The sequence below is a fragment of the Marinobacter sp. genome (assembly GCF_041690455.1).
Classification (GTDB): domain Bacteria; phylum Pseudomonadota; class Gammaproteobacteria; order Pseudomonadales; family Oleiphilaceae; genus Marinobacter.
In genome coordinates, this window is the sequence record NZ_JAWLHI010000070.1 from 1 (window position 1) to 21,074 (window position 21,074).

The window sequence follows — 21,074 nt, forward strand, 5'->3', positions numbered from 1 at the left end:
TACAACCGGCAACGACCTCACGCATTCAACGACGGCATTTCGCCGGTTGCGGCTGAGGAAAACCTTAAAATACTGTCCGGGATTAGTTGACCACTACAGCTACCGAAAAGCTCAGCAGCAGAAAAACGAGGCAGATAAGGCGGGTAACCATTCCCTTAGCCTGATTTTGGTCCATCTTATTCACCGTCAACTCCTTCTACCTGAATGCTGCTCTCCACCGATACGCCCTCCAGTGGCACGACCTCACCTGGATTGAGCGACTGAGTAGATCTCAGTCGAATTGACGGAGGTACAAATACAGTGCCTTCTGATTGCCGGGTAACGGTTGCTCCCGAAACATTCTCCAAGACAATTCGATACTCACCGCTCGTGACAAAGTCGTAGGGCAAAACCGTCAATACCTGTCGGTAATTAGTATCTTCAGGTGCAAGATCCAACTGACTATGTCCCTGAGTGATGACTTGGCCTTCGGGGTCAAGGAATGTGTAATCAAACTCAAGGTTAATGTTGGAGTTAGATCGGTTATGGATCTCCGCGAACAACTCAACATCGGCTTGATTGTTGAGCAACACGTATCCGGGAGACCCTTTCGGGTCCAACGAGGCTAGTACCATGGTGGGCTCAACGGTTACTGTTGTACTGCTCTCAGAGACCAGATTGCTTGTGGTGCCGTCGAGTGCCTGAACCGTCAGAGTGTAAACGCCTGGCGCAACTCTCAAGGTATTCCACCACTGCTCCAGTTGGATACTTCTTTGTTCTCCTGGCAGGAATGTCTCAACAGCCGCATCCAGATGCTCTTGGTAGTGGATCAACTCTTCTGGGTCACTCTGGGGATCCAGAACCGGCAAATGAACGCCAGAGAAACTGTCAATTTCATTACCTGCACTGTCTTTAACGCGGACGTAGAACCTGGCGCCTTGATTCAATGCTGTCTCGTTTTTCACGTCAGCCGTTATCAAGACAGGCTCGTAGGCACCATAAACTGACCTTTCTGTGGTCGCCTGAACAATGTTGACGCCACCGAGGTCCGCCTTCCGAATATTGATATCGAGATTCAAATCCGAATGTTCGGCAAGTGAGACATCCTTATTTGAGAACAGGTATCCAGAGGCATTTGTCGAGACGGTGAATTCAAGCACTGGGATACCAGTGATTCGATAAAAGCCATTCGCATCAGTTGTGGTGTTCAGGCTGCCAACAGAAACAGTAGCTCCAGCAACACCAAGACCCGACACCATATCTATAACCTGCCCCTGCACCGAAGTGGATGGCAGCACTTCCTCTTCCCTCAGAGTAATGTGGCCGATATCGACTGCTGTTTTCTCGGGTACGACGAGGCTAAAACCAATCGTTTCAAAGCCTGACTTGGAGACGTTTACCGTGATCTCGCCAGCGCTCAGATCGGAAAGAATAAAACGACCTGCTCTATCAGTCAGAGATGCATTGCTACCACCTGAAATAGCTACCAACGCCCCCTCAACCGATTGAGCGTTGGCATCAATAATAGTCCCGACAACACTGGAACTCTCAGGTTGTTCTTCGGTAAGAGGCTGCAATGATGGGGAAAAGCGGACCTGGGTTCCGGCCACAAGGTCGACCGAAGCGGCGGCCGGGTAATGGTCGGAGGACACGGCTGACAATACTGTGCTGCCCGGCTCACTTAGCAGTCGGTAAGTGCCATCCGTGCCCGTGACCGTGCTATTTGCAGCTCCGCCAGCAGTGGACGTTACCGTGACACCACCAATCGGACTTCCTGAGGAGGAATCCGTTAAAACCCCCGTGACCAAAACGGTTGTAGGTGCGACGGCTAAACGAATGGTGCCAACGTTCGCGAATTGTCCTTCGCGCAACGTAACGCTTTGAGAAGCGCCCAGATAACCCGGCGCTGAATACGCGACAACGTAAGAACCAGCACTCAGGTTTGAAACCGTAAAGCTGCCATCTGGCTTTATGGCGACCTCATCCTCTGAGGTTCCCATCACATCAATGACCCCCTCAGACAAGCTTGCACCCGTAGAGGAATCCACCAATCGACCGGCCAGAACCGCTTTTTCGGGATCCACCGGAACGTCAATGGACGAGAGCATTTTCAATGCGGACACGGATAGAGACGTCGAGTAAACTTGCGCCCCCCAATGCCCTTCTGAGGATTGGCTGCTTTTAAGGTAATCGACAGCTCCACTGTATTTACTTACGTCCGTTGTAACTGGAATAAGTGCCTGAAGCGCCAACGCACTTTCCCAATCTGTTCCCCAGTGCCCCTCCTCATTTTGACTGGCATATAAAAATTCTACTGCCTGACTCAAAACACCGGAAATATTGTGCGTATACAGATAAGCCTTCAATGCTTTGACCGCCAGCGCTGTCACCATCACAGAAGGCTGGTCGTTGTAGACGGCAAAGGCGCCGCTCGGCAACTGTACCGAGGACAAAAACTCCAATGCCCCCGCGGCGGCGAGAGCATCAGAGTCGGCAGCCCGCAATGCCATGAGTGCGTAGCTGGTATCCAGCGGAGTACTGTCATAGCCCGCATAATGACCAAAACCGCCATCAGCGCCCTGACGTGATAACAACTCTGTCCTTTCTTGATTCGAGGTTTGGTTGGCTTCCGCAAGAGCCACCAATAAGCGGGACAGTTGCTCGGTAGTTAGGCGGGCCAAATCTCCCCGGAGAAATTCCAAAGCACCCTGCGTGTCTGCGCCGGAAGATTCCAGTAACCGGAACACCTGGAGGGCCTCTGCGGTAGATTGGAGGCTCGTTGAAATGTCGGAGGGTGTGCTTACGTTGCCGGTTGGCTGTTGAGAGGTCTCTAACCAATGAAGAGCAGAATTGAAATTTGCTTCTTGCTCACCGGCTTGGTGAACCTCCCCGTTGTGCGCATATCCGTTGAGAGAAACAATTAAGAGAAATACTGCAACGATATTGAAAAACAAAATCGATCTTTTCCTGCCCACAGCCAAGACTCCGCTTGCATATGAAACACACTGTAGTGATGCAGGAGGAGGGTTTATCCGATACCCCAGTAATATCAGTCCGATATTAGTCAGCGTCCCTGCCTACAGAATACTTGAGCGTCCGAAGTCTATAGAGCAGGCGTAAAGAAAAGAAGGACCAAACCAAGGGGACACTCGCGAAAACTGTCAAATTCTGTCAAACCAAATGTAACTGCCAAACAGTTCACATTTATCTTTGCCAAAGGCGACACCTTCGCCGGCAAACCAAAAACCTTTTATATGCCTGGCCGAACACAAACCAGATTTTAGTTGAGGACAACAACTCGACTAATTCAGCAAGTTATAACCCACCCAATCTCCCAGTTGCCGGAAACCAGCCATGCCTTTACCATGCCGCTGACAGTTTAAATGGATGCCTGATGGCCGTTACCCACCGGCTACGCATTCAACACCACACACAGACAGTTCCAGTCGACAGGGGAGTCCCGGCAACACAACCGGGGCTGAGAGTGCCTTCGGCAGACCCTGGAACCTGATCCGGATCATTCCGGCGGAGGAAGCGCGACATGATGATTACCCAGATGGCCGCCATTGTGGCGGCATTGTGCCTATTCGGTTGGCTGGGCTTGCGTGCCCGTCAAACGGCCAACGGCATTGACGACTACATGACTGCCCGCAACAGTCAGGGCGCCACCGACATTGGCCTTTCCTTTTTGGCGTCAGGCATGGGCGCCTGGATCCTCTTTGCGCCACCGGAAGTGGGCGCCTTTGTTGGCCCGGTGGCACTGGCCGGCTACGCTCTGGGAGCGGCATTACCCTTTATCGTCTTCGCCATGCTCGGCCCCGTCATTCGCCGGCAGATGCCCGAAGGGCGCAGCATCAGCGAGTTTGCCGAAAGACGCTTCGGTAAAGGTATGCGCCGCTGGGTCTCCTTGATCTCGGTTTTGTACATGGCGTGCTTTCTGGCTGCGGAGCTCACGGCCATTGGCGCGATCACCGGACTGCTGTCTGACCTCAATGGTCAGTTCGTCATTATTGGCGTCGCCATCACGACGCTGGTCTACACCACCTGGGGCGGATTACGGGCCAGTCTGGCCACCGATCGCTGGCAGGCATTGCTGTTGATGGCGCTGCTGGCTGCGGTGCTTTTTGTGGACTGGAAACACCTGCCCGCCGTGGCGGAATCGGCCGAATTGCCCGGCATTCCCTTCTGGAGCGCGGTGAGTGTCGCCCTAACTCTGGTGCTCGCGGTAACCGCGGCCAACCTTTTTCACCAGGGCTACTGGCAACGGGTCTGGGCCGCACGGGACAGCGCCTCACTGTGGAAAGGCGCCCTCCTCGGCGGCGGCACCACCATCGTTGTGGTTGCGGTCGTGGGTGGTCTCGGGATGAGCGCTGCCATGGCGGGGCTTGAGCTGGGGCAGCCGCCCATTCCGTTTTTTGCCCTGATTAATGAAGCTCCGCAATGGTTGGGTGCGGTCGCGCTGGTTCTGGCCGTCACTCTGGTGGCATCTTCAGTGGATACTCTCCAGAACGGCATCGCCTCCCTGGCGGTCGCTGAAAAGGCGGGCCTGACACTCACCGGCGCGCGCTGGGTAACCGTGGCCCTGATGGTGCCGGTTGTGGTGATAGCCTTGCAGGGTGCGTCGGTTCTGCGGCTGTTCCTGATCGCCGATCTGTTGTGCGCAACGGCCATCATTCCCATTCTGATGGGGCTCTGGCCCCGGGTGACAACGGCCGCTGCATTGAGCGGTGTGCTGGCCGGAGTGGCCGGGGCGATTCTGCCGGGCTGGATCATGAGCGGAAGTTTCAGCGAAGCGCTCCAGATCGCCAGTTTCCCCGGTGGGGTGCCGACACTGGCGCCGTTTGCCGGGGCGATCGTGGCTTCGGGCGGAGTTGCGCTGCTGCTAACGACGGTGCAGCGCCGCCAGAGGTGACACTAGGCAAGCTTCTGTCTACGCACCAGAGCCGCCCGAACCGTTTCCGATGCCACCCCGGCCAGAAGCCCGAAAAACGGGTCGGCCCAGACAGTCACCAGTGCGGTTATGGCGATGACAGGCCAGCAGGACGGCTTGGCTGTCCAGAGGCGCTTCGACGCAGCCAGCTCGACGGCGGCCACCAACAACAAGGCGCCAAGGCCGGCGGTTGGAATTGACGCAATGATTGAGAGGCCGCCCGGTATCAAAGCGACCAGGAGCAAGCCTGTTCCCAGAAGAACGGGAGCCATCCCGGTCCGGGCGCCGAAGCGATAATGCGCGGCCACGCCACCCGCCCCGTGACACATGGGCAAGGCACCAAATGGAACCAGAAAGAGGTTGGCCAGGCCGGTGCTCACGGACAGCCGGGCAGGTGACACGCGATTCGATTGCTCGCCGAAATAATCCCCCGCCACCAGAGCCGTCAATACGATGGCATTGGTGATCGTAAGGGCCAGCTGGGGTAACACCAACGTTGAAAAGCCCTGTTGCCACTCGTCGATGCCCGGTAACCGGGGCATGATGAAAGCAACGGAATCGGCCTCGGGAAGCGAGAGCCCCTGAGCCCCCAGCACTGCACCCAACGCTACCGACGCACCAAGTCCTATCAGCGCAGCAGGCCAGTTCGGAAACATTTTCAGGGTAATGGCCAAGAGCACCAAAGTGACCACGCCCAGCGCCAAGGACGTGGCCATCAGCCCCAGACTCATGTAGGCCAGTAACAATCCCAGCCCCAGCTGAAGGCCGCTCAGTACCGATCCCGGTACCAGACGGGCCACCCGGTTAATCCATCCGGTTGCACCCAGCAGCAACAATATCGCTCCGATCAACACGCCACTGGCGACCAGACTCCCGGAACTCACCTGGGTCGTCAGCAACAACGCAGCCACCGCTTTCATGGGCTGCACCGGTATCGGCAGGCGGTAATACAGCCCGGTTGCGATATAGAATGCGGCAAAGCCCAACAGCACAGGTATCGGTGCCAGTCCTGCCACCCCAATAGCCCCGAGGCTCAGCGGCAGCAGGGTGCCTATATCACCCAGCGCCCCGCTGACTTCTTTTACCAGATCTTTTCGGGTTGAAGGCATGCAGGCTCCTGATTCACCTGTCTATTTATTGTTTGCGCCAATCACGCGTTATACGCGACTTGCCCCAGCTCACTGATGTCGTATCCACCGAGCGCCTCGGCGCGTTGGACGAAGCGCTCGCTACCGGCAAACGCCAGCAGCCGCTGCATGGCCGGCTCAAAGTAGTGACGCCGTCGCATGGCCAGGTCAAAATGTTCCTGTTGCAAAGGAATAAAAGCCAGCCCCTGGCGCCGCGCCGCAGCTTCGATTCCCAGGCCGATATCCGCTTCGCCCTGGCGAATGGCCAAAGCGAGATCGTCCTCGCTGAGCGACGGGTGATCGGCCCACGTAAGCTGCGCGGCATCGATGCGGTGGCGAGCGAGCAAGCTCTGCAGCAAATGGCTGACGCCGGCATCGGGCTGGCGATGCGCCAGACGTATCCCGGGGCGGACAATATCCTCAAGCCGCGCAAGTTGGTGAGGATTATCGGCAGCTACAAGAAGCCCCTGCTGGCGCTTTGCCCACCGGATCAGCACCAGATCCCGCATCCCGCTCAGTCCCAGCGTGGCAGGGTCATTATAGCGCTGAGCTTCAGCATGCCAGACATGCATCCCGGCGAGCATCGCGCGCCCATCGACTAATCTCTGTACGCCATCGCCGCTTCCCTGACACAACAAAGCCAGCTCCGCGCCGCTTTCCTTCACGGCCCACTCCAACAGGGGATCCTGACTGCCTGCCAACACCGGCGGGATCGGAGAGCTGACGGCGTCGTCACCCTCCAGATGGTTCATCAACCACAGATCTATCCGCTGGCGCGGAAACAAAAGTTTTCCTGTCACCCGAACACAGGGAATAACGCCCTGGCTGACCAGGTCATAGATTTTTCGCTCTTTCAGGCGCAGATACTCGGCGGCTTCGGCCGTGGTGAGGTAAGCGGGAAGGGGCATCAGTTTCTCCTGCTGTACAGGGAAAGCACAGGGCTGTTTTATTCTGCATATTTTCCAGAAGACTGTGCAAAGCGTAGTTAAAAACGCCACGATGCTCAATAAAAAGGAGACGCAGCTGTGGAAAATAATGCGTTCTATGTGGCGCTCTCGCTACTGTTAAATTTCGACGCCTCGCTATATCAGATCGTGGCGCTTTCCCTTCAGGTGTCGCTTCTGGCGGTACTGATCGCCGCTGTGCTGGGATTTCCCCTCGGTGCGGCGGTGGCGCTTTGGCGCTTCCCCGGGCGCGGCGGGGTGATTGTCGTGCTCAATGCCCTGATGGGACTGCCTCCGGTTGTTGCCGGGTTGATGGTTTATTTACTGCTGTCGCGCGCCGGGCCCCTGGGTGAATTGGGGTTCCTGTTTACACCGGGTGCCATGGTCATTGCCCAGGTGGTGCTGGTGTTGCCGATTCTGGCGGCGCTCTCGCGCCAGAAGGTAGAAGAGATGCTGGGTGAGTACCGGGAACAGTTTGTCTCACTGGGGATGTCACGGGCACGCATGATGCCCACCCTGTTGTGGGATGCCCGTTTTGCACTGTTGACCGTCTTGCTTGCTGGCTTTGGCCGCGCCAGCGCCGAAGTGGGCGCGGTGATGATGGTGGGCGGCAACATTGATGGGGTCACCCGGGTCATGACAACAGCCATTGTGTTGGAAACCGGCAAAGGTAACCTGCCCCTGGCGCTGGGGCTGGGCATCGTCCTCCTGACGCTGGTTATGCTGATTAACGCCGGTGCCTATCTGGTGGGTGAACTGACCAGGAGGCGAACAGGATGACTTCATTGAACGCGCCACTTCTCGCCTCGTCTGCCCTGTATCCGCCACCGGCACTGAGCTTTGATGGCGTCACTTTCAGCCACGAGGAGAAGGTGTTGCTGGGCCCCTGCTCCTTCACCCTGGATGGCACCGGCCCTACCCTGATCATGGGGCCTAACGGGGCAGGCAAAAGTCTGCTGCTGCGACTGGCTCACGGTTTGCTCTCGCCCACTCAGGGGCAAGTGTCCTGGTCAAGTGAAGGGAGTCCGCGCCAGGCGATGGTGTTCCAGCAACCGGTGCTTCTGCGCCGCTCGGCCGTGGCCAACCTGATACACGCACTGGCGGTAAATAACGTCCCGCGCAGGTCACGTGCGAAGCTCGCATTCGATGCGCTTGAGCGTTTTGGCCTGACCGCCTGCGCCAATACGCCCGCGCGCGTACTTTCCGGTGGCCAGCAGCAGCGCCTCGCACTAGCGCGCGCCTGGGTGCTTTCCCCCCAGGTGCTGTTTCTGGATGAGCCCACCTCCGCGCTCGATCCGGCGGCGATCAAAGCCGTTGAGGCTGCAGTGCACGAGTTCCATCAGCGGGGAACCCGCATCGTGATGACCACCCACGACCTGCATCAGGCCAGGCGCCTTGCCGGGGATGTTCTGTTTCTTTCTGGTGGAAAGGTGCGCGAACACACACCCGCTGAAACGTTTTTCAACACACCCGTCTCGCGAGAGGCGCAAGCGTTTGTTGCCGGAGAACTGGTCTATTAGTCCGGCTCTTATGACTTTGCAAAGTAGTTGCCCGATGGATGCCCTTACCGCACGAAAGGAGAAAACAAGATGAAAAAAACGTTAAACCTGATACTCGCAGGCGTGACCGCCATGGGCCTGGCGCTAAGTGCTCAAGCGGAAGATTACATTACGCTGGCCTCGACAACCTCGACCGAGAACTCGGGGCTGTTCGACTCCATTTTACCGAAGTTCAAAGACGCCACCGGTATCGACGTACGGGTGGTGGCCGTAGGCACCGGGCAGGCGTTCGAGCTCGCACGCCGCGGCGACGCCGATAGCCTTCTGGTGCACGACACTGCCGGCGAGCAGCGATTCGTCGAAAACGGCTACGCCACCGAGCGCGCCGACGTCATGTACAACGACTTCGTGGTGATTGGCCCCGCGAATGACCCCGCCAACATCCGTGACGCAAAAAGTGCCGCCGAAGCATTTGCGGCCATCGCCGAAGCCGAGGCACCCTTCACTTCACGCGGCGATGACAGTGGCACCAATCGCGCCGAGTTGCGCCTTTGGGAAAATGCCGGCGTTGAGCCCGAGGGCGAATGGTACCGCGAACTCGGCAGCGGCATGGGGCCGACGCTCAACACCGCCGCCGCCATGGATGCGTATGTGATGTCGGATCGCGCCACCTGGGTGGCATTTGGCAACCGCCAGAACCTGACGCTGCTTTTCGAAGGCGACGAAGTGCTGTTCAACCAGTATGGTAGCCTGCTGCTCTCTGAAGAGAAGCATCCGCACCTAAAGCACGATCTGGCCGAACAGTGGCACAACTGGTTGATTTCCGAGGATGGCCAGCAAGCGATTGCCGACTTCAAGGTGGACGGACAACAGTTGTTTTTCCCCAACGCGAAGTAGCTCTTCTGAAGTAAGAGGCTACTGACCGGCCCTTGCTTTTCCTGGCCGATAAAAACCTCAGCAATGCTGGGGTTTTTTATTGCCGGTAAGCAGCTGTTTTTCCCGAGTGGCAAATAGGCTAATCTCTGACAATCTCCGTAACTATTCCAATCTGCGGCGACCAGGAAACGGCTGTAACAAAAATGAAGATTGATCCCATACTTCCCGATCCCAAAGATGCCCGACTGTCCCGCGGGGTAGAGGGCGTCGATGAAACCGGTCAACCGAAGTCGATCAGTGTGATCGAAGAGCGCCCCCTGACCATCTACCTGAACAGTCAGGAGATCGTCACAGCCATGACTATCGGCGATCATCCGGAGTATCTGGCCCTCGGGTTTCTCCTTAATCAGGGGATGCTGAAAGAGACCGATCAGGTCACCGGGATTGATTTCGACGAGGAGCTGGAAGTCGCTGTTGTGCGCACTTCCGGTGTCACGGACGTCGAGGACAAACTGGAAAAGAAAACCCGGACTTCCGGCTGTGCGGTGGGCACGGTCTTCGGTGACATGATGGCAGGCCTTGACGGTCTGTCATTGCCGGATACACCGGTGCATACCAGCACCTTCTACGATCTCTCCTACCAGATCAACCACACGCCCAGCCTGTACATGGAAACCGGTGCCATTCATGGCACCGCCCTGTGCCAGGGCCGTCAGATCCTGGCCTATATGGAAGATGTCGGGCGCCACAACGCAGTCGACAAAATTGCTGGTTGGATGCACCAAAACAACATTTCTGCGGCCGACAAGGTCCTCTACACCACGGGCCGTTTGACCTCCGAAATGGTGATCAAGACCTCGCTGATGGGGATCCCGACCCTGATCAGCCGGTCCGGCTTCACTGCCTGGGGTGTCGATATCGCCCGGCAGGTCGGGTTGACGCTGATCGGGCGGATGCGGGGCAAGAAATTCACCTGCCTCAGTGGTCAGCATCGTCTGGTGTTCGATCAGGATCTGTCGCAGGTTCCCGATGAAGACAAGAAAATGCGTCGAAAAGGGGCAGAGCATGACTGAGTGCGCCGTCATTCTGGCCGGTGGCCAGGCCAACCGCATGGGCGGTGGCGATAAAGGGCGACTGATGTTGGGCGATCGGTCCCTGATCCAGCGCGTCATCGATCGAATCACGCCGCAGGTGGACGCCGTGGTTTTGAATGCCAACGGCAACCTGAGTCGTTTCGATGATCTGGGGTTGCCGGTGGTCGCCGACTCTGTCCCCGGCTATGCCGGGCCTCTGGCCGGCGTGCTGGCGGGCATGGACTGGGCGGCCGAACAGGGCCACGAGTGGCTGATCAGTGTCGCCGCCGATACCCCCTCCTTCCCCCTGGACCTGGTCCAGCGATTGTCCGGGCACGACACCCCGGTGGTCCTGGCGGCAACGCCGGGCCCGGAGCGTGGCCGGATGCCACAGCCAACCTTTGGCCGTTGGCAGGTCTCGCTGCGGCGCGAACTGAGAGCCGCCCTGAACGACGGCGTACGCAAGATCCGCCAGTGGACACAAGCCCAGGGTGAGACGCTGGTGATTTTTGAAGAGGGCGACTTTTTCAACATCAATACGCCAGAAGATCTGGCCTGGGCGGAGCAGCATCTGAAGTGAACGTTATAGGCATCGTAGGCTGGAAAAATTCGGGCAAGACCACTCTGGCCAGCGCATTGATTCGAGAGTTATCCAGCAGAGGGTTAATCGTTAATTCGATCAAACACGCCCATCACATGGTGGATGTGGACCAACCCGGAACCGACAGCTACAAACACCGGGAGGCCGGTGCCCGGGAAGTCATCCTGGCGGGCGGTCAGCGCTTTGCCATCATGCACGAGCTCCGGGGCGCCAAGGAGCCGACGCTGGATGAACTGCTGACCCGATTGGGCCCCTGCGACTGGGTGGTCGTCGAGGGGTTCAAGACCCATGCACACCCCAAGATTGAAGTGCACCGACAGGAGTCTTCCCGTTCACCCCTTTACCGGGAAGACGCCAGCATCATTGCCGTAGCGGCGAACTATACTCCGGATTTTGCGGGCCCGGTTTTCGACGTAAACGATGTGCCCGGAATCGCTGACTTCATCCTGAACCGTGAAAAACCATGAACGGAAACACCATGAAACCGCTTCGAAACGACTGTTTTGCCCTGCCCCCCGGGGTGAACTGGACGCCGGTGGACGAAGCCTTGGAACGGTTACGTTCACGCTTGCATCCAGTGGTGGGCGTGGAACGGGAAGTCCCGCTGTCGCAGCTGAATGGCCGGATACTGGCCAGCAATGTCCATGCGCCTCGGGCCCATCCCCCCAGCAGCAATTCTGCCGTCGATGGCTATGCGTTTGCGGGACCTTTGACCGAGGTGCCTTGCACTCTGCCGCTGGTTGACGGCCGCAGTGCCGCCGGTGAACCTTACTCGGGACAGGTTCCCGAGGGCCACGCGATCCGGATCCTGACCGGCGCGGTGATGCCGGCCGGCACGGACACGGTGGTTCTGGAAGAGGATTGCGAGGTCACCGATGGCCAGCTTCATCTGAACGGAACGTTAAAGGCGGGAGCCAATCGGCGTAAAGCCGGAGAGGACATCCAGGCACAGGACTGCATTCTGACGGCCGGTACCCGACTGACCCCTACCCAGATTTCGGTGCTCGCCAGCGTGGGTATCGAATCGGTCGATGTCTATCAACGGCTTCGTGTCGGCGTGCTGTCCACCGGTGACGAAGTGAAACCCGTGGGTTCTCCGGTTACCGACTGGCAGATCTACGACGCCAACCGCCCGATGCTGAGCGCGCTGGTGATGCAGCTGGGCTACGAGTTGGTGGACCTGGGCCATGCGCTGGACCGGGCCGAAGAGGTGAAAGCGGCACTGGAGCGCGGCACTGAGCAATGCGATCTGATCCTCACCAGTGGCGGTGTTTCCGCCGGGGACGAGGACCATGTGTCGAAGACCCTGAAAGCCCATGGCGAGATCAGCAACTGGCGCATCGCAATCAAGCCGGGGCGACCCCTGGCGCTGGCCATGTTCAAAGGCACGCCCGTGGTGGGATTGCCGGGCAATCCGGTTGCCGCCTGGGTCTGTGCTCTGCGCTTTGGCGCGCCGGCAATGGCCCTGCTGGCAGGGGCCGAATGGTTCGAACCCCAAGGCTATCTCGTACCTGCCAACTTTTCCAAGAACAAGAAACCGGGGCGCAGCGAAATGTTACGCGCCCGGGTCCGCGATGGAAAAGTTGAGGTCTTCGGCTCAGAAGGCTCCGGCCGGGTGACCGGCCTGGCCTGGTCCGAGGGGCTGGTGGAACTGGATGAGAGCGCCCAACAGATAGAGCCGGGCACCCCCGTCCGGTTTATTCCTTACGGCAGTTTCGGGCTGTAATCAGTCAACGCTGCCGTGAACCGCAAAGGCCTCCAGTGAGGCATCCTGCGGAGCCCGGGAACGGTAGGTTTCCTCGACACCCAGCTCGGTCAGTGTACGGCTGACCATCAGCAGGGTGTTGTCCTCGAAGTCTTCACACATGCTGCGCATCTGATCAATCTCTTCACAGGCGACCGGATAGGCAGCGTCAATACTCGGCGCTCCATAATGGTCGACAAACGTCTGTGCCAGGGTCCGGCGCACCTGCTCCAGTTCCGGTTCGGTGATATTGCACACACCCACGAAACTGGCGCGGCCTCCAGACTCAATACTGTACCAGCCATTACTGAACGCCTGGCGGGCTTTCCCCTTCAGGTCCGCGTCGGTCCAGTTGGAAAACTCGAAGCCACCGGAGATCGCCCACTCGCCGCTGGGCGCAGGCTTTTCAAATACGTTTTCGTCCGAAATATCCAATTGCAGGGTTCGGGCCAGCTTCATACGTGCTCCGCGAATTCAATCAAGCTCAATGTCTCGGTCATGACACCCTCACGCAACAACATCCGGCCTTTTTCATCCAGCCCGACAAAGAGTCCGGGTCTCGGATAGTCGATCATTTTACCCAGGGTGTCACAGCGTGGCCGCCACTCGTTGTGCACTCGCTCGAAGCCGCTGTCCATGAAGTAGGTCAGCCACAGCAGTGTGTGTTTGGACCAGCTTTCCAGCAGCGCCATGGGAGTAATCTCGACACAGCCTTCCTCGTACAGACAGGTTTCGTTCGGATTCTCTCCCGGCTCGTCAGTCATCGGGATAAAGGGCACCTCAATGCCAATGACTAGCCAATTGGGATGCGCCTTCGGGTCAGAAACATCCGCAGCGAAACGAACGCTTCCGCAGATGGCACCATTGACCTTGATGCGGTCGGGCCATTGGAAGTGCACAGGGACTTCGGGCGGGGCCAAAGCACCAAGACTCTCGGCCAGGCCTATCTGGGCGACATAGACAGCCTGAATCGCCTCTTCGAGGAGGGTTTCCGGCGCCAGAACCAGGGCCGCGCGCAGGGTGTCGCCTTGCTCAGAGTAAAAAACCGTGCCGGAATCGACACCCGCGATGGCCCGGCTGACAGCCTTGTCAAAAGGATCGGTGTGCCTGGGTACCACTTCTCCGGTCAGTAACGGCGGGAACTGGGGTGACTCGATCATTGGATAGCCCGGGCGTAGACGTCAGAGGCAACAATTTCATCGGCAATGTGTTGGAAAGCCTGCGCCTGAGGGCTGTCCGGCTTGGACACCACAATCGGGACACCACCGTCCGAACCGACCCGGATATCGAGATCCAGCGGAATTTCACCCAGGAAAGGCGCCCCCAGTTTCTCGGCCTCCGCCCGCGCGCCGCCGTGTCCGAATGGGTGGTGCTCTTTACCGCAACCATCACAGATAAACGAGGCCATGTTTTCGATCAGTCCAAACAGCGGCACATCCATCCGCTTGAACATATCAATGCCCTTGCGGGCATCCATCAGGGCGATGTCCTGGGGCGTCGAGACCACAATCGCGCCGGCCACGAAGAATTTCTGGCTCAGGGTCATCTGGACATCGCCGGTGCCTGGCGGCAGATCCACCAGCAGTACGTCCAGCCGGCCCCACTCCACCTGATTCATCATCTGCTGCAAGGCACCCATCAACATCGGCCCGCGCCAGACGATGGCTTCATCATCAGGGGCCATCAGGCCCAGGGACATCAGCGTTACCCCGTGGTTTCTCAAAGGCAGGATGGTACTTCCATCCGGGCTGGACGGACGGCCTGAAACCCCCAGCATACGGGGCTGGCTCGGGCCGTAGACATCCGCATCCAGCAAGCCGACCTTGAGACCTTTCGAGGCCAGGGCAACGGCCAGGTTGGACGACACGGTGGACTTGCCAACGCCACCCTTGCCCGAGGCGATGGCAATGATCCGATCAACCCCTCTGGGGTTTTTATCCTGAGGCCGTGGGGCGTCAGTTCCGATCAGGTTCGGCTTTTTTCCTACTTCGGTGTACTCAACCATGGTGTGTCCTGTTGTTTTTAGCTGTCCAGATAATCATCACTGGTGCGGACCCGGGGGCGTTCACCGCCCGCCATGGGTGCGGTGTCCCCATGGAACTGGGCCTTGACCCGACAGTCGTCACACATCTTGATGAGCTGCACGTTATCAGAGTTCTTGTACATCCAGTGCTGGTTTTCCAGTTTCTCGACAATCCGGTTGATGGTGCTGGCAACGCCAAACGGCGTTCCGCACTTTATGCACTCGAACGGCTCTTCACCGTGCAATGCCCGGGCACTCAGTGCCGCCTTGGAGACATCCAGCCGGGGCTTCAGGGTAATGGCCGTCTCCGGGCAAGTGCTGTCGCAGATGCCGCACTGGACGCAGGCGTTCTCCGTGAACTGGACCTCCGGTCGGTCCGGGTGATCGCCAAGTGCACCAGTCGGGCAAAGTGATACGCAGGCCAGGCAGAGCGTGCATTTATCGGAATCGATTTTGATCGCACCGTAAGGTGCACCGGCAGGGAGCGGAATCGGCTCTTCGACCTTGTCCGACATGGCGGCAGCCGTCACCCGCGTGATATCCCGGCGACCGCCCACCAGCAACACCGGGTCGCTCACGCGGCCGGCGTTGTCACCGGCATCGCAGAGTTCAATGGCGGAAATAACCCGCACCCGGCCTGGCGAGTTATGGGTGCCTTTGAGCATGGCCTGGACCAGTTCCACTTCCGCAGTCAGCGCCCGACGGTCGATCTCGTTGTCCGCCAGGATCAGAACCTCGGCGTAGCCTGCCCCGAACGCCGCCATGATTTCCGCATGGCCAATCCGGTCTACATGCTCCAGCCCCATCGGAATCAGATCGTCTGCCAACCCGTCGTCGTAACGAGCCAGGTTGGCAATGGCTTCGGTTCCAGCGCCCAGAGTGTGAAAAACCAGCCGCGGCGATTCGTGGGTATGCTCCCGATAGACCTTGGCCATCACTTCCACAGCCTTGGTCAGCGCCTCGAACGGGGTTTCGTTCATGGTCACCGCAGAGGTGGGACAAACGGCGGCGCAGGAGCCGCAGCCGGCGCAAATATCCGAATCAATCTGGATGTGGTCCCCGGCGGAAAAAATAGCCTCGGTCGGACAGACATCCAGGCAGCGGGTACAACCGGGCTTATTGGCTCGGGAGTGCGCACACAGGGATTCTTCCAACCGGAAATACACGGTTTTCTCGAATTCACCCACCATCTCCCGGGCAGTCAGGGCAATCCGCTCCAACTCGCCGCTCTTATTCGGGTCGGCCCAGAAATAACCGTTGCGTTTTTCGTGGCTGGGAAACGCCGGACCTCCGCCACGAAGGTCGATAAACACATCGCACTCACTGCGGGCGGTGGGCTTTGCTGCCTCATAACCCAGTTCACCGCGCCCGGCCGGATGCAGGGTTTGCAGGTGGGCAAATTCCAGCTTGAAATTGCCAAGTGCGCCGTAGGCACCCGTTAGCTGACCTTTGGCCACGTCGTAAGCGGCGGATGGCAACTGAATGGGGCCGGCATCGTTAACAATGCAAGTCACACCCAGCTCGTCCTGCACCAGCTCCGCCATCCTTATAGCCTGTTCGGTCGGACCGACGATGCAGCACACACCGCTGGACTGGATGGTCTTTGCCGGCGCCATGGGCGCTGGCAGCTGTGCGGCGGCAATCAGGGCTGCCTGTTTGGCGTGCAATCGCTCGGGCTTCGCGTCGGGCGCACTCCAGCCGGCGCGATCCCGGATATCGATGGTATGCAATGGTGCGGAATGCTGGATCTCCGCGTAAACGTCTTCTGCGAGGCGTTCGAACAGAGCCGCCTGCTGGCCGCAGGCAATAAGCACCTCGTTGTTGGCGCCCAAATGCTCGGCGGCAACACTCATTTCCTTGCCGCAAAGTTGATCAACCGCGACCACCTGCTCAGCGGCCGCGGCTTTGCGCAAGGCCTCTGAATCGAAGGTCTGTGATTTATCGCAGCTGCATAATAGTAAGGTCTTGTATGCCGTCATCAGGAGTTTGACTCTTTCGTTGTTTTTATACGTACACGTATCCGTATCACTTTTCGAGCATGCCACAGCCATTTACTTTTGGACAATTGGATAATCGTTTGGGTCCTGCTAGATTTAAGCTATAACAAAAAAATGAGACACACCATGAGCAGTCGTACAGATCAGTGGAAACGCGAATTGAAGGTGGGCGCCGTCGTTCGCCGGTCTCCGGGCGTTACCCGTTGGGCAAAGGATATCTGGAAGCCCGTTGCTGTCATACCGGGGGCACCTGAAGCGTTCTGGAAAGAGATGGTTCGCGAAGGCGAGGTGGTCGATTACCACGCGGGTACCGTAACAATGGAACTGTTTCGGGCTGATGTGGAGGGCTATCTGGTATCCCTTAACATGGCCGTCCCTTCTGTCTGGATCATTATGGACAAAGATGTAACGAGCCAGTCGCCATCCGGGTGGGTTGTCAGCACCGTGACAGCCAGCGCCCATGAAGCACTGGATGCCCTTGATAGTGGCGAGAGCATTGTCGAGGCGGTTCCGATTCCCGAATCCCTGGCGGCCTGGATAAAAGAGTTCATCGACATGCACTATATCGAGGAGCCATTCAAAAAGCGCCGTCGCGACGAAGTCCGTGTCGATGGCGTTGAGGACGCCAAAGGCGACCCACGTATACGTCAGGAAAGCGACGTTTTCCGTGCTCCTGCGAACATCAAAAAGCCGAGAATTCAATAATGGCCGAGTCACGTCTTCAGCGCTGGGCGCGCAGAAAAGCCGAAGCCGGCAAGCAGGCAGAACAATCCCCCCCTCCGGTTGTCGAGTCCGAACCAACTCCGGAAGAGCAGGAGCTTGCGATCAACGAAGCATTGCCAGAACACGAGTTGCTCGAGAAATACGGCCTGCCCGACCCGGAAACCATCAAACTGGGCACCGACATCACCGGATTCATGCGAAAGGAAATTCCGGAGTTCCTTCGCCGGAAGGCCCTGCGGGGGCTCTGGAAATCCAACCCGGTGCTTGCGGTTCTGGACGGACTTAATGATTATGACGAGGATTACACACTGGCCTCGACAGCCGGCCAGGCAGTGACTTCGTTATACAAAGTGGGCGAGGGCCTCGTCGACAAAGCCAAGAAAGCCGCTGACGTCGTGGAAGACCACTCGACAGAGCAGGTGCGATTGTCGACGGCTGAATCCGATTCGACCATCACCGAGGAGCCGGAGCCCGATGACACCCTTGAGCCTGAGGACATTGCAACGCCGACCGAACCTCCTGAACAGCAGCTTGCCCAACAAGAAACCAGCCAACCGGAAGAGCAGCCGGAACCAAGATTCCGACCTCGAATGCATTTTGACTATTAGCCGAATGCATTTCAGCTATTAGCGAATCAAAGGCGGGTTAGAACACTATTCTGAGATATGTACTAGAATAGAGTGACAGACCGCAAATAATAATTAGAAGGAACACGAATTGAGTAACACTGCGGAAATCCAGTGCCCGCGTTCGGTCTCCGAAGAGGATCGTGCGAGGGCCCAGATCTATCAACTGCTGGGCGTTCTGCTTGCAGACCCACCCTCCAGTGAACTGTTAGAGGGGTTGGGGTCACTGCAGGGCGATGAGACGCCCCTGGGTTCGGCCTGCAAAAATTTGGCCGCCCTTGCCGAACGTACCAACCCCTACGATGCCGAGCGAGAGTTCAACAACCTGTTTGTTGGCCTCGGCCGTGGCGAGCTGCTCCCCTACGCAAGTTATTACCTCACCGGCTTTCTGAACGAGAAGCCCCTGGCGGAGCTGCGAACCGACCTCAGATCCCGGGGCATCAAAGCCCGCAGTGAGGTAAGAGAGCCCGAAGACCATATCGGAACCCTTTGTGAAATCATGGCGGGCATCATCACCGGCGAATTTCCCTGCGATAGCGGGCTGCAGTCGCAAAAAGCTTTTTTTGACGCCCACCTGGCGAAGTGGGCAGCACTGTTTTTTACCGATTTGGAAGAAGCGCAAAGCGCCGTCTTTTACGCGCCAGTTGGCTCGCTTGGGCGAGCCTTCATGGCCGTGGAAGCCGAGGCCTTTGCAATTCAGTAACCGGGATCGAAAGATCCCTTAACCCATGGGGAGGTGTCCAATGGACAACCCGAAGCGTGAAAACAGCCGTCGCCGTTTCCTGCAAATGGCCGCTGCCGCAGCTCCGGCTGCTGTGGCAATGACGGTTGCACCGAACGCCGCAGCCGAGGTCGTCAGAAAAGACGCACCGAAAAGCCGCGGTTTACGGGATACCGAACATACACGTAAGTATTTCGAATCGGCTCGCTTTTGAGGAAGCGTGATTCATTCAAGGTTGCGTGATGCTCTTGGATGATCACACCTCCAAAAAAACGAGAATAACAATGAGAGAGGTATGAGACATGTTAAGGAAGAAGACCAACGGGGTAGCGAAAGGCCCCCGTGCAGGCTCTTTGCTTTCTTCTCTCGCTGCCAAGACTCTGGATCGTCGTCAGTTCCTGACAACGTCTGGTGTGGCAGTGGGTGGTTTGGCAGCCTTATCGCTGACGTCGGGACGGGTTGAAGCTGCAACCCCATCGACCGGGGGTGGCGAAGTCGTCGTCAAGAAATCGGTATGTACGCACTGCTCGGTAGGCTGCACCGTCGAAGCCGAAGTTCAGAACGGCGTATGGACCGGCCAGGAACCTGGTTGGGACAGCCCGTTCAATCTGGGTGCTCACTGCGCAAAAGGCGCTTCCGTGCGCGAGCATGCCCACGGCGAACGTCGCCTCAAGTCCCCCATGAAAATGGTCAACGGCCAGTGGCAGAAGATTTCCTGGGATACGGCCATTAACGAAATCGGCGACAAGATGCTGCAAATCCGTGAGGAAAGCGGCCCCGATTCTGTCTACTGGCTGGGCAGCGCCAAGTTCAACAATGAACAGGCGTATCTGTTCCGCAAGTTTGCCGCCTACTGGGGTACCAACAACGTCGACCACCAGGCCCGGATCTGTCACTCGACAACCGTTGCCGGCGTAGCCAACACCTGGGGCTACGGCGCAATGACCAACTCCTACAACGACATCCACAAGTCAAAGGCGATCTTCATTATCGGGGGCAACCCCGCCGAAGCGCATCCGGTTTCGTTGTTGCATGTGCTTAAGGCCAAGGAAGAAAACAACGCGCCGCTGATCGTCTGCGACCCACGCTTCACCCGGACCGCGGCCCACGCCGACGAATACGTGCGTTTTCGCCCGGGTTCTGACGTGGCACTGGTGTGGGGTATTCTCTGGCACATTTTCGAAAATGGTTGGGAAGACAAAGAATTCATCCGTACCCGCGTTTACGGCATGGACGATATCCGTGAAGAGGTAAAACGCTGGAATCCGGAAGAGGTCGAGCGCGTTACCGGTACACCGGGTGCACAGCTGGAGCGGGTCGCCCGTACTCTGGCCAACAACCGTCCTGGCACGGTTATCTGGTGTATGGGTGGTACCCAGCACACTAACGGTAACAACAACACTCGTGCCTACTGTGTTCTCCAACTGGCCCTGGGCAACATGGGTGTTGCCGGCGGCGGCACTAACATCTTCCGCGGCCACGACAACGTTCAGGGCGCTACCGACCTCGGCGTGCTCGCCGACACCCTGCCCGGCTATTATGGCTTGTCCGCTGGCTCCTGGGCCCATTGGGCACGAGTCTGGGAAGAGGATCTGGACTATCTGAAAGGCCGCTTTGCCGTGTGGGACAAGAACGGCAAATCCAAGGCCATGATGAATGAAAAGGGCATTCCCGTATCCCGCTGGATTGACGGTGTTCTGGAGGCCAAGGAAAACCTGGAGCAGCCGGACAATACCCGGGCCATGGTGCTGTGGGGCCACGCGCCCAACTCCCAGACCCGGATGACGGAAATGAAGGAAGCGATGGAAAAGCTCGACCTGCTGGTCGTCGTCGATCCCTTCCCGACCGTCTCTGCGGTGCTGCATGATCGTAAAGAAGGCGCTTATCTGCTGCCCACCACGACCCAGTTCGAGACTTACGGCTCGGTAACCGCTTCCAACCGCTCACTCCAGTGGCGGGAAAAGGTGGTTGAGCCGCTGTTCGACTCCAAGGTCGACCACGAAATCATGAAGCTGTTTGCGGACAAGTTCGGTTTCACCGATCGCATGTTCCGCAACATCGCCATCAACGGCGATGAGCCGTCGATTGAGGACATTACCCGCGAATTCAACCGCGGCATGTGGACCATCGGCTATACCGGCCAGTCCCCGGAGCGTCTCAAGAAGCACATGAAGTACCAACACCACTTCGACAAGACCACCCTGCGTGCAG

At 58.1% G+C, this 21,074-nt stretch carries 20 protein-coding genes and 1 riboswitch; of the genes, 13 read left to right on the forward strand and 7 right to left on the reverse strand.

Annotated elements, in window-relative coordinates; all coding sequences use genetic code 11:
* Positions 1–176: 176 nt before the first annotated feature.
* Complete coding sequence (locus ACESMW_RS15335; RefSeq protein WP_372987883.1) at positions 177–2,954, reverse strand: carboxypeptidase regulatory-like domain-containing protein; 2,778 nt, start codon at positions 2,952–2,954, stop codon at positions 177–179.
* Between the two features lie 466 nt (positions 2,955–3,420).
* A riboswitch (TPP riboswitch) is annotated at positions 3,421–3,531 on the forward strand.
* Here ACESMW_RS15335 and ACESMW_RS15340 point away from each other — a divergent pair.
* Positions 3,521–4,891: a sodium:solute symporter family transporter gene (locus ACESMW_RS15340; protein WP_372987884.1), complete on the forward strand. Its 1,371-nt coding sequence runs from the start codon at positions 3,521–3,523 to the stop codon at positions 4,889–4,891. (Overlaps the previous riboswitch by 11 nt.)
* Positions 4,892–4,893: 2 nt before the next feature.
* On the opposite strand, the gene ACESMW_RS15345 is transcribed toward ACESMW_RS15340, so the two are convergent.
* Positions 4,894–6,018, reverse strand: coding sequence for a putative sulfate/molybdate transporter (locus tag ACESMW_RS15345; RefSeq protein ID WP_372987885.1), 1,125 nt, complete (start codon positions 6,016–6,018; stop codon positions 4,894–4,896).
* Positions 6,019–6,059: 41 nt separating this feature from the next.
* Positions 6,060–6,944, reverse strand: coding sequence for a substrate-binding domain-containing protein (locus tag ACESMW_RS15350; protein ID WP_372987886.1), 885 nt, complete (start codon positions 6,942–6,944; stop codon positions 6,060–6,062).
* Between the two features lie 117 nt (positions 6,945–7,061).
* Here ACESMW_RS15350 and ACESMW_RS15355 point away from each other — a divergent pair, with 117 nt between their 5' ends.
* The 7 genes from ACESMW_RS15355 to ACESMW_RS15385 all read left to right on the forward strand — a co-directional run bounded on the left by ACESMW_RS15355 (position 7,062) and on the right by ACESMW_RS15385 (position 12,755).
* On the forward strand, positions 7,062–7,760 hold the full coding sequence (locus ACESMW_RS15355; protein WP_372987887.1) for an ABC transporter permease: 699 nt from the start codon (positions 7,062–7,064) through the stop codon (positions 7,758–7,760).
* A complete protein-coding gene (locus tag ACESMW_RS15360) occupies positions 7,757–8,500 on the forward strand; it encodes an ATP-binding cassette domain-containing protein (RefSeq protein WP_372987888.1) in 744 nt (247 codons plus the stop codon). Before ACESMW_RS15355 ends, ACESMW_RS15360 begins: the two co-directional genes overlap by 4 nt.
* Before the next feature lie 69 nt (positions 8,501–8,569).
* Positions 8,570–9,376 (forward strand): substrate-binding domain-containing protein, encoded by an 807-nt coding sequence (locus ACESMW_RS15365; protein ID WP_372987889.1) that lies wholly within the window; start codon positions 8,570–8,572, stop codon positions 9,374–9,376.
* A 182-nt stretch (positions 9,377–9,558) separates the two neighbouring features.
* On the forward strand, positions 9,559–10,428 hold the full coding sequence (locus tag ACESMW_RS15370; protein ID WP_372987890.1) for a formate dehydrogenase accessory sulfurtransferase FdhD: 870 nt from the start codon (positions 9,559–9,561) through the stop codon (positions 10,426–10,428).
* Entirely contained in the window at positions 10,421–11,008 is a 588-nt protein-coding gene (mobA, locus tag ACESMW_RS15375; protein ID WP_372987891.1) for a molybdenum cofactor guanylyltransferase MobA, read from the forward strand. Before ACESMW_RS15370 ends, mobA begins: the two co-directional genes overlap by 8 nt.
* On the forward strand, positions 11,005–11,496 hold the full coding sequence (mobB, locus tag ACESMW_RS15380; protein WP_372987892.1) for a molybdopterin-guanine dinucleotide biosynthesis protein B: 492 nt from the start codon (positions 11,005–11,007) through the stop codon (positions 11,494–11,496). The genes mobA and mobB overlap by 4 nt, the downstream gene beginning before the upstream one ends.
* A gap of 11 nt (positions 11,497–11,507) precedes the next feature.
* The gene (locus ACESMW_RS15385; RefSeq protein ID WP_372987893.1) at positions 11,508–12,755 is read left to right on the forward strand and encodes a molybdopterin-binding protein; all 1,248 of its coding nucleotides are present in this window, start codon (positions 11,508–11,510) and stop codon (positions 12,753–12,755) included.
* Here ACESMW_RS15385 and ACESMW_RS15390 read toward each other — a convergent pair whose 3' ends face one another.
* The 4 genes from ACESMW_RS15390 to ACESMW_RS15405 are packed head-to-tail and all read right to left on the reverse strand — an operon-like array spanning position 12,756 to position 16,775.
* Complete coding sequence (locus ACESMW_RS15390) at positions 12,756–13,232, reverse strand: DUF6505 family protein (protein WP_372987894.1); 477 nt, start codon at positions 13,230–13,232, stop codon at positions 12,756–12,758. It lies immediately after the preceding gene.
* Complete coding sequence (locus ACESMW_RS15395) at positions 13,229–13,933, reverse strand: biotin/lipoate--protein ligase family protein (RefSeq protein ID WP_372987895.1); 705 nt, start codon at positions 13,931–13,933, stop codon at positions 13,229–13,231. Before ACESMW_RS15395 ends, ACESMW_RS15390 begins: the two co-directional genes overlap by 4 nt.
* Positions 13,930–14,778 (reverse strand): Mrp/NBP35 family ATP-binding protein, encoded by an 849-nt coding sequence (locus tag ACESMW_RS15400; protein ID WP_372987896.1) that lies wholly within the window; start codon positions 14,776–14,778, stop codon positions 13,930–13,932. Before ACESMW_RS15400 ends, ACESMW_RS15395 begins: the two co-directional genes overlap by 4 nt.
* Before the next feature lie 17 nt (positions 14,779–14,795).
* Positions 14,796–16,775 carry a 4Fe-4S binding protein gene (locus ACESMW_RS15405; protein ID WP_372987897.1) on the reverse strand — a complete coding sequence of 660 codons (1,980 nt, stop codon included), beginning with the start codon at positions 16,773–16,775 and terminating at the stop codon, positions 14,796–14,798.
* A 144-nt stretch (positions 16,776–16,919) separates the two neighbouring features.
* Between ACESMW_RS15405 and ACESMW_RS15410 the strand changes: the two genes are divergently transcribed.
* The 5 genes from ACESMW_RS15410 to ACESMW_RS15430 all read left to right on the forward strand — a co-directional run.
* On the forward strand, positions 16,920–17,498 hold the full coding sequence (locus ACESMW_RS15410) for a DUF3305 domain-containing protein (RefSeq protein ID WP_372987898.1): 579 nt from the start codon (positions 16,920–16,922) through the stop codon (positions 17,496–17,498).
* Entirely contained in the window at positions 17,498–18,124 is a 627-nt protein-coding gene (locus tag ACESMW_RS15415) for a DUF3306 domain-containing protein (protein ID WP_372987899.1), read from the forward strand. The genes ACESMW_RS15410 and ACESMW_RS15415 overlap by 1 nt, the downstream gene beginning before the upstream one ends.
* A 109-nt stretch (positions 18,125–18,233) precedes the next feature.
* Positions 18,234–18,845 (forward strand): molecular chaperone, encoded by a 612-nt coding sequence (locus ACESMW_RS15420; RefSeq protein WP_372987900.1) that lies wholly within the window; start codon positions 18,234–18,236, stop codon positions 18,843–18,845.
* Between the two features lie 40 nt (positions 18,846–18,885).
* A complete protein-coding gene (locus ACESMW_RS15425) occupies positions 18,886–19,077 on the forward strand; it encodes a twin-arginine translocation signal domain-containing protein (protein WP_372987901.1) in 192 nt (63 codons plus the stop codon).
* Positions 19,078–19,165: 88 nt separating this feature from the next.
* The coding region (locus ACESMW_RS15430; protein ID WP_372987902.1) for a molybdopterin-dependent oxidoreductase at positions 19,166–21,074 on the forward strand (1,909 nt) is incomplete at its 3' end.

Coding starts and splice junctions, on each gene's coding strand:
- ACESMW_RS15340 (WP_372987884.1), top strand. CDS start 3,521: ATGATGATTACCCAGATGGCCGCCATTGTGGCGGCATTGTGCCTATTC.
- ACESMW_RS15385 (WP_372987893.1), top strand. CDS start 11,508: ATGAAACCGCTTCGAAACGACTGTTTTGCCCTGCCCCCCGGGGTGAAC.
- ACESMW_RS15405 (WP_372987897.1), bottom strand. CDS start 16,775: ATGACGGCATACAAGACCTTACTATTATGCAGCTGCGATAAATCACAG.
- ACESMW_RS15395 (WP_372987895.1), bottom strand. CDS start 13,933: ATGATCGAGTCACCCCAGTTCCCGCCGTTACTGACCGGAGAAGTGGTA.
- ACESMW_RS15345 (WP_372987885.1), bottom strand. CDS start 6,018: ATGCCTTCAACCCGAAAAGATCTGGTAAAAGAAGTCAGCGGGGCGCTG.
- ACESMW_RS15350 (WP_372987886.1), bottom strand. CDS start 6,944: ATGCCCCTTCCCGCTTACCTCACCACGGCCGAAGCCGCCGAGTATCTG.
- ACESMW_RS15400 (WP_372987896.1), bottom strand. CDS start 14,778: ATGGTTGAGTACACCGAAGTAGGAAAAAAGCCGAACCTGATCGGAACT.
- ACESMW_RS15390 (WP_372987894.1), bottom strand. CDS start 13,232: ATGAAGCTGGCCCGAACCCTGCAATTGGATATTTCGGACGAAAACGTA.
- ACESMW_RS15410 (WP_372987898.1), top strand. CDS start 16,920: ATGAGCAGTCGTACAGATCAGTGGAAACGCGAATTGAAGGTGGGCGCC.
- ACESMW_RS15360 (WP_372987888.1), top strand. CDS start 7,757: ATGACTTCATTGAACGCGCCACTTCTCGCCTCGTCTGCCCTGTATCCG.
- ACESMW_RS15415 (WP_372987899.1), top strand. CDS start 17,498: ATGGCCGAGTCACGTCTTCAGCGCTGGGCGCGCAGAAAAGCCGAAGCC.
- ACESMW_RS15425 (WP_372987901.1), top strand. CDS start 18,886: ATGGACAACCCGAAGCGTGAAAACAGCCGTCGCCGTTTCCTGCAAATG.
- ACESMW_RS15370 (WP_372987890.1), top strand. CDS start 9,559: ATGAAGATTGATCCCATACTTCCCGATCCCAAAGATGCCCGACTGTCC.
- ACESMW_RS15365 (WP_372987889.1), top strand. CDS start 8,570: ATGAAAAAAACGTTAAACCTGATACTCGCAGGCGTGACCGCCATGGGC.
- mobA (WP_372987891.1), top strand. CDS start 10,421: ATGACTGAGTGCGCCGTCATTCTGGCCGGTGGCCAGGCCAACCGCATG.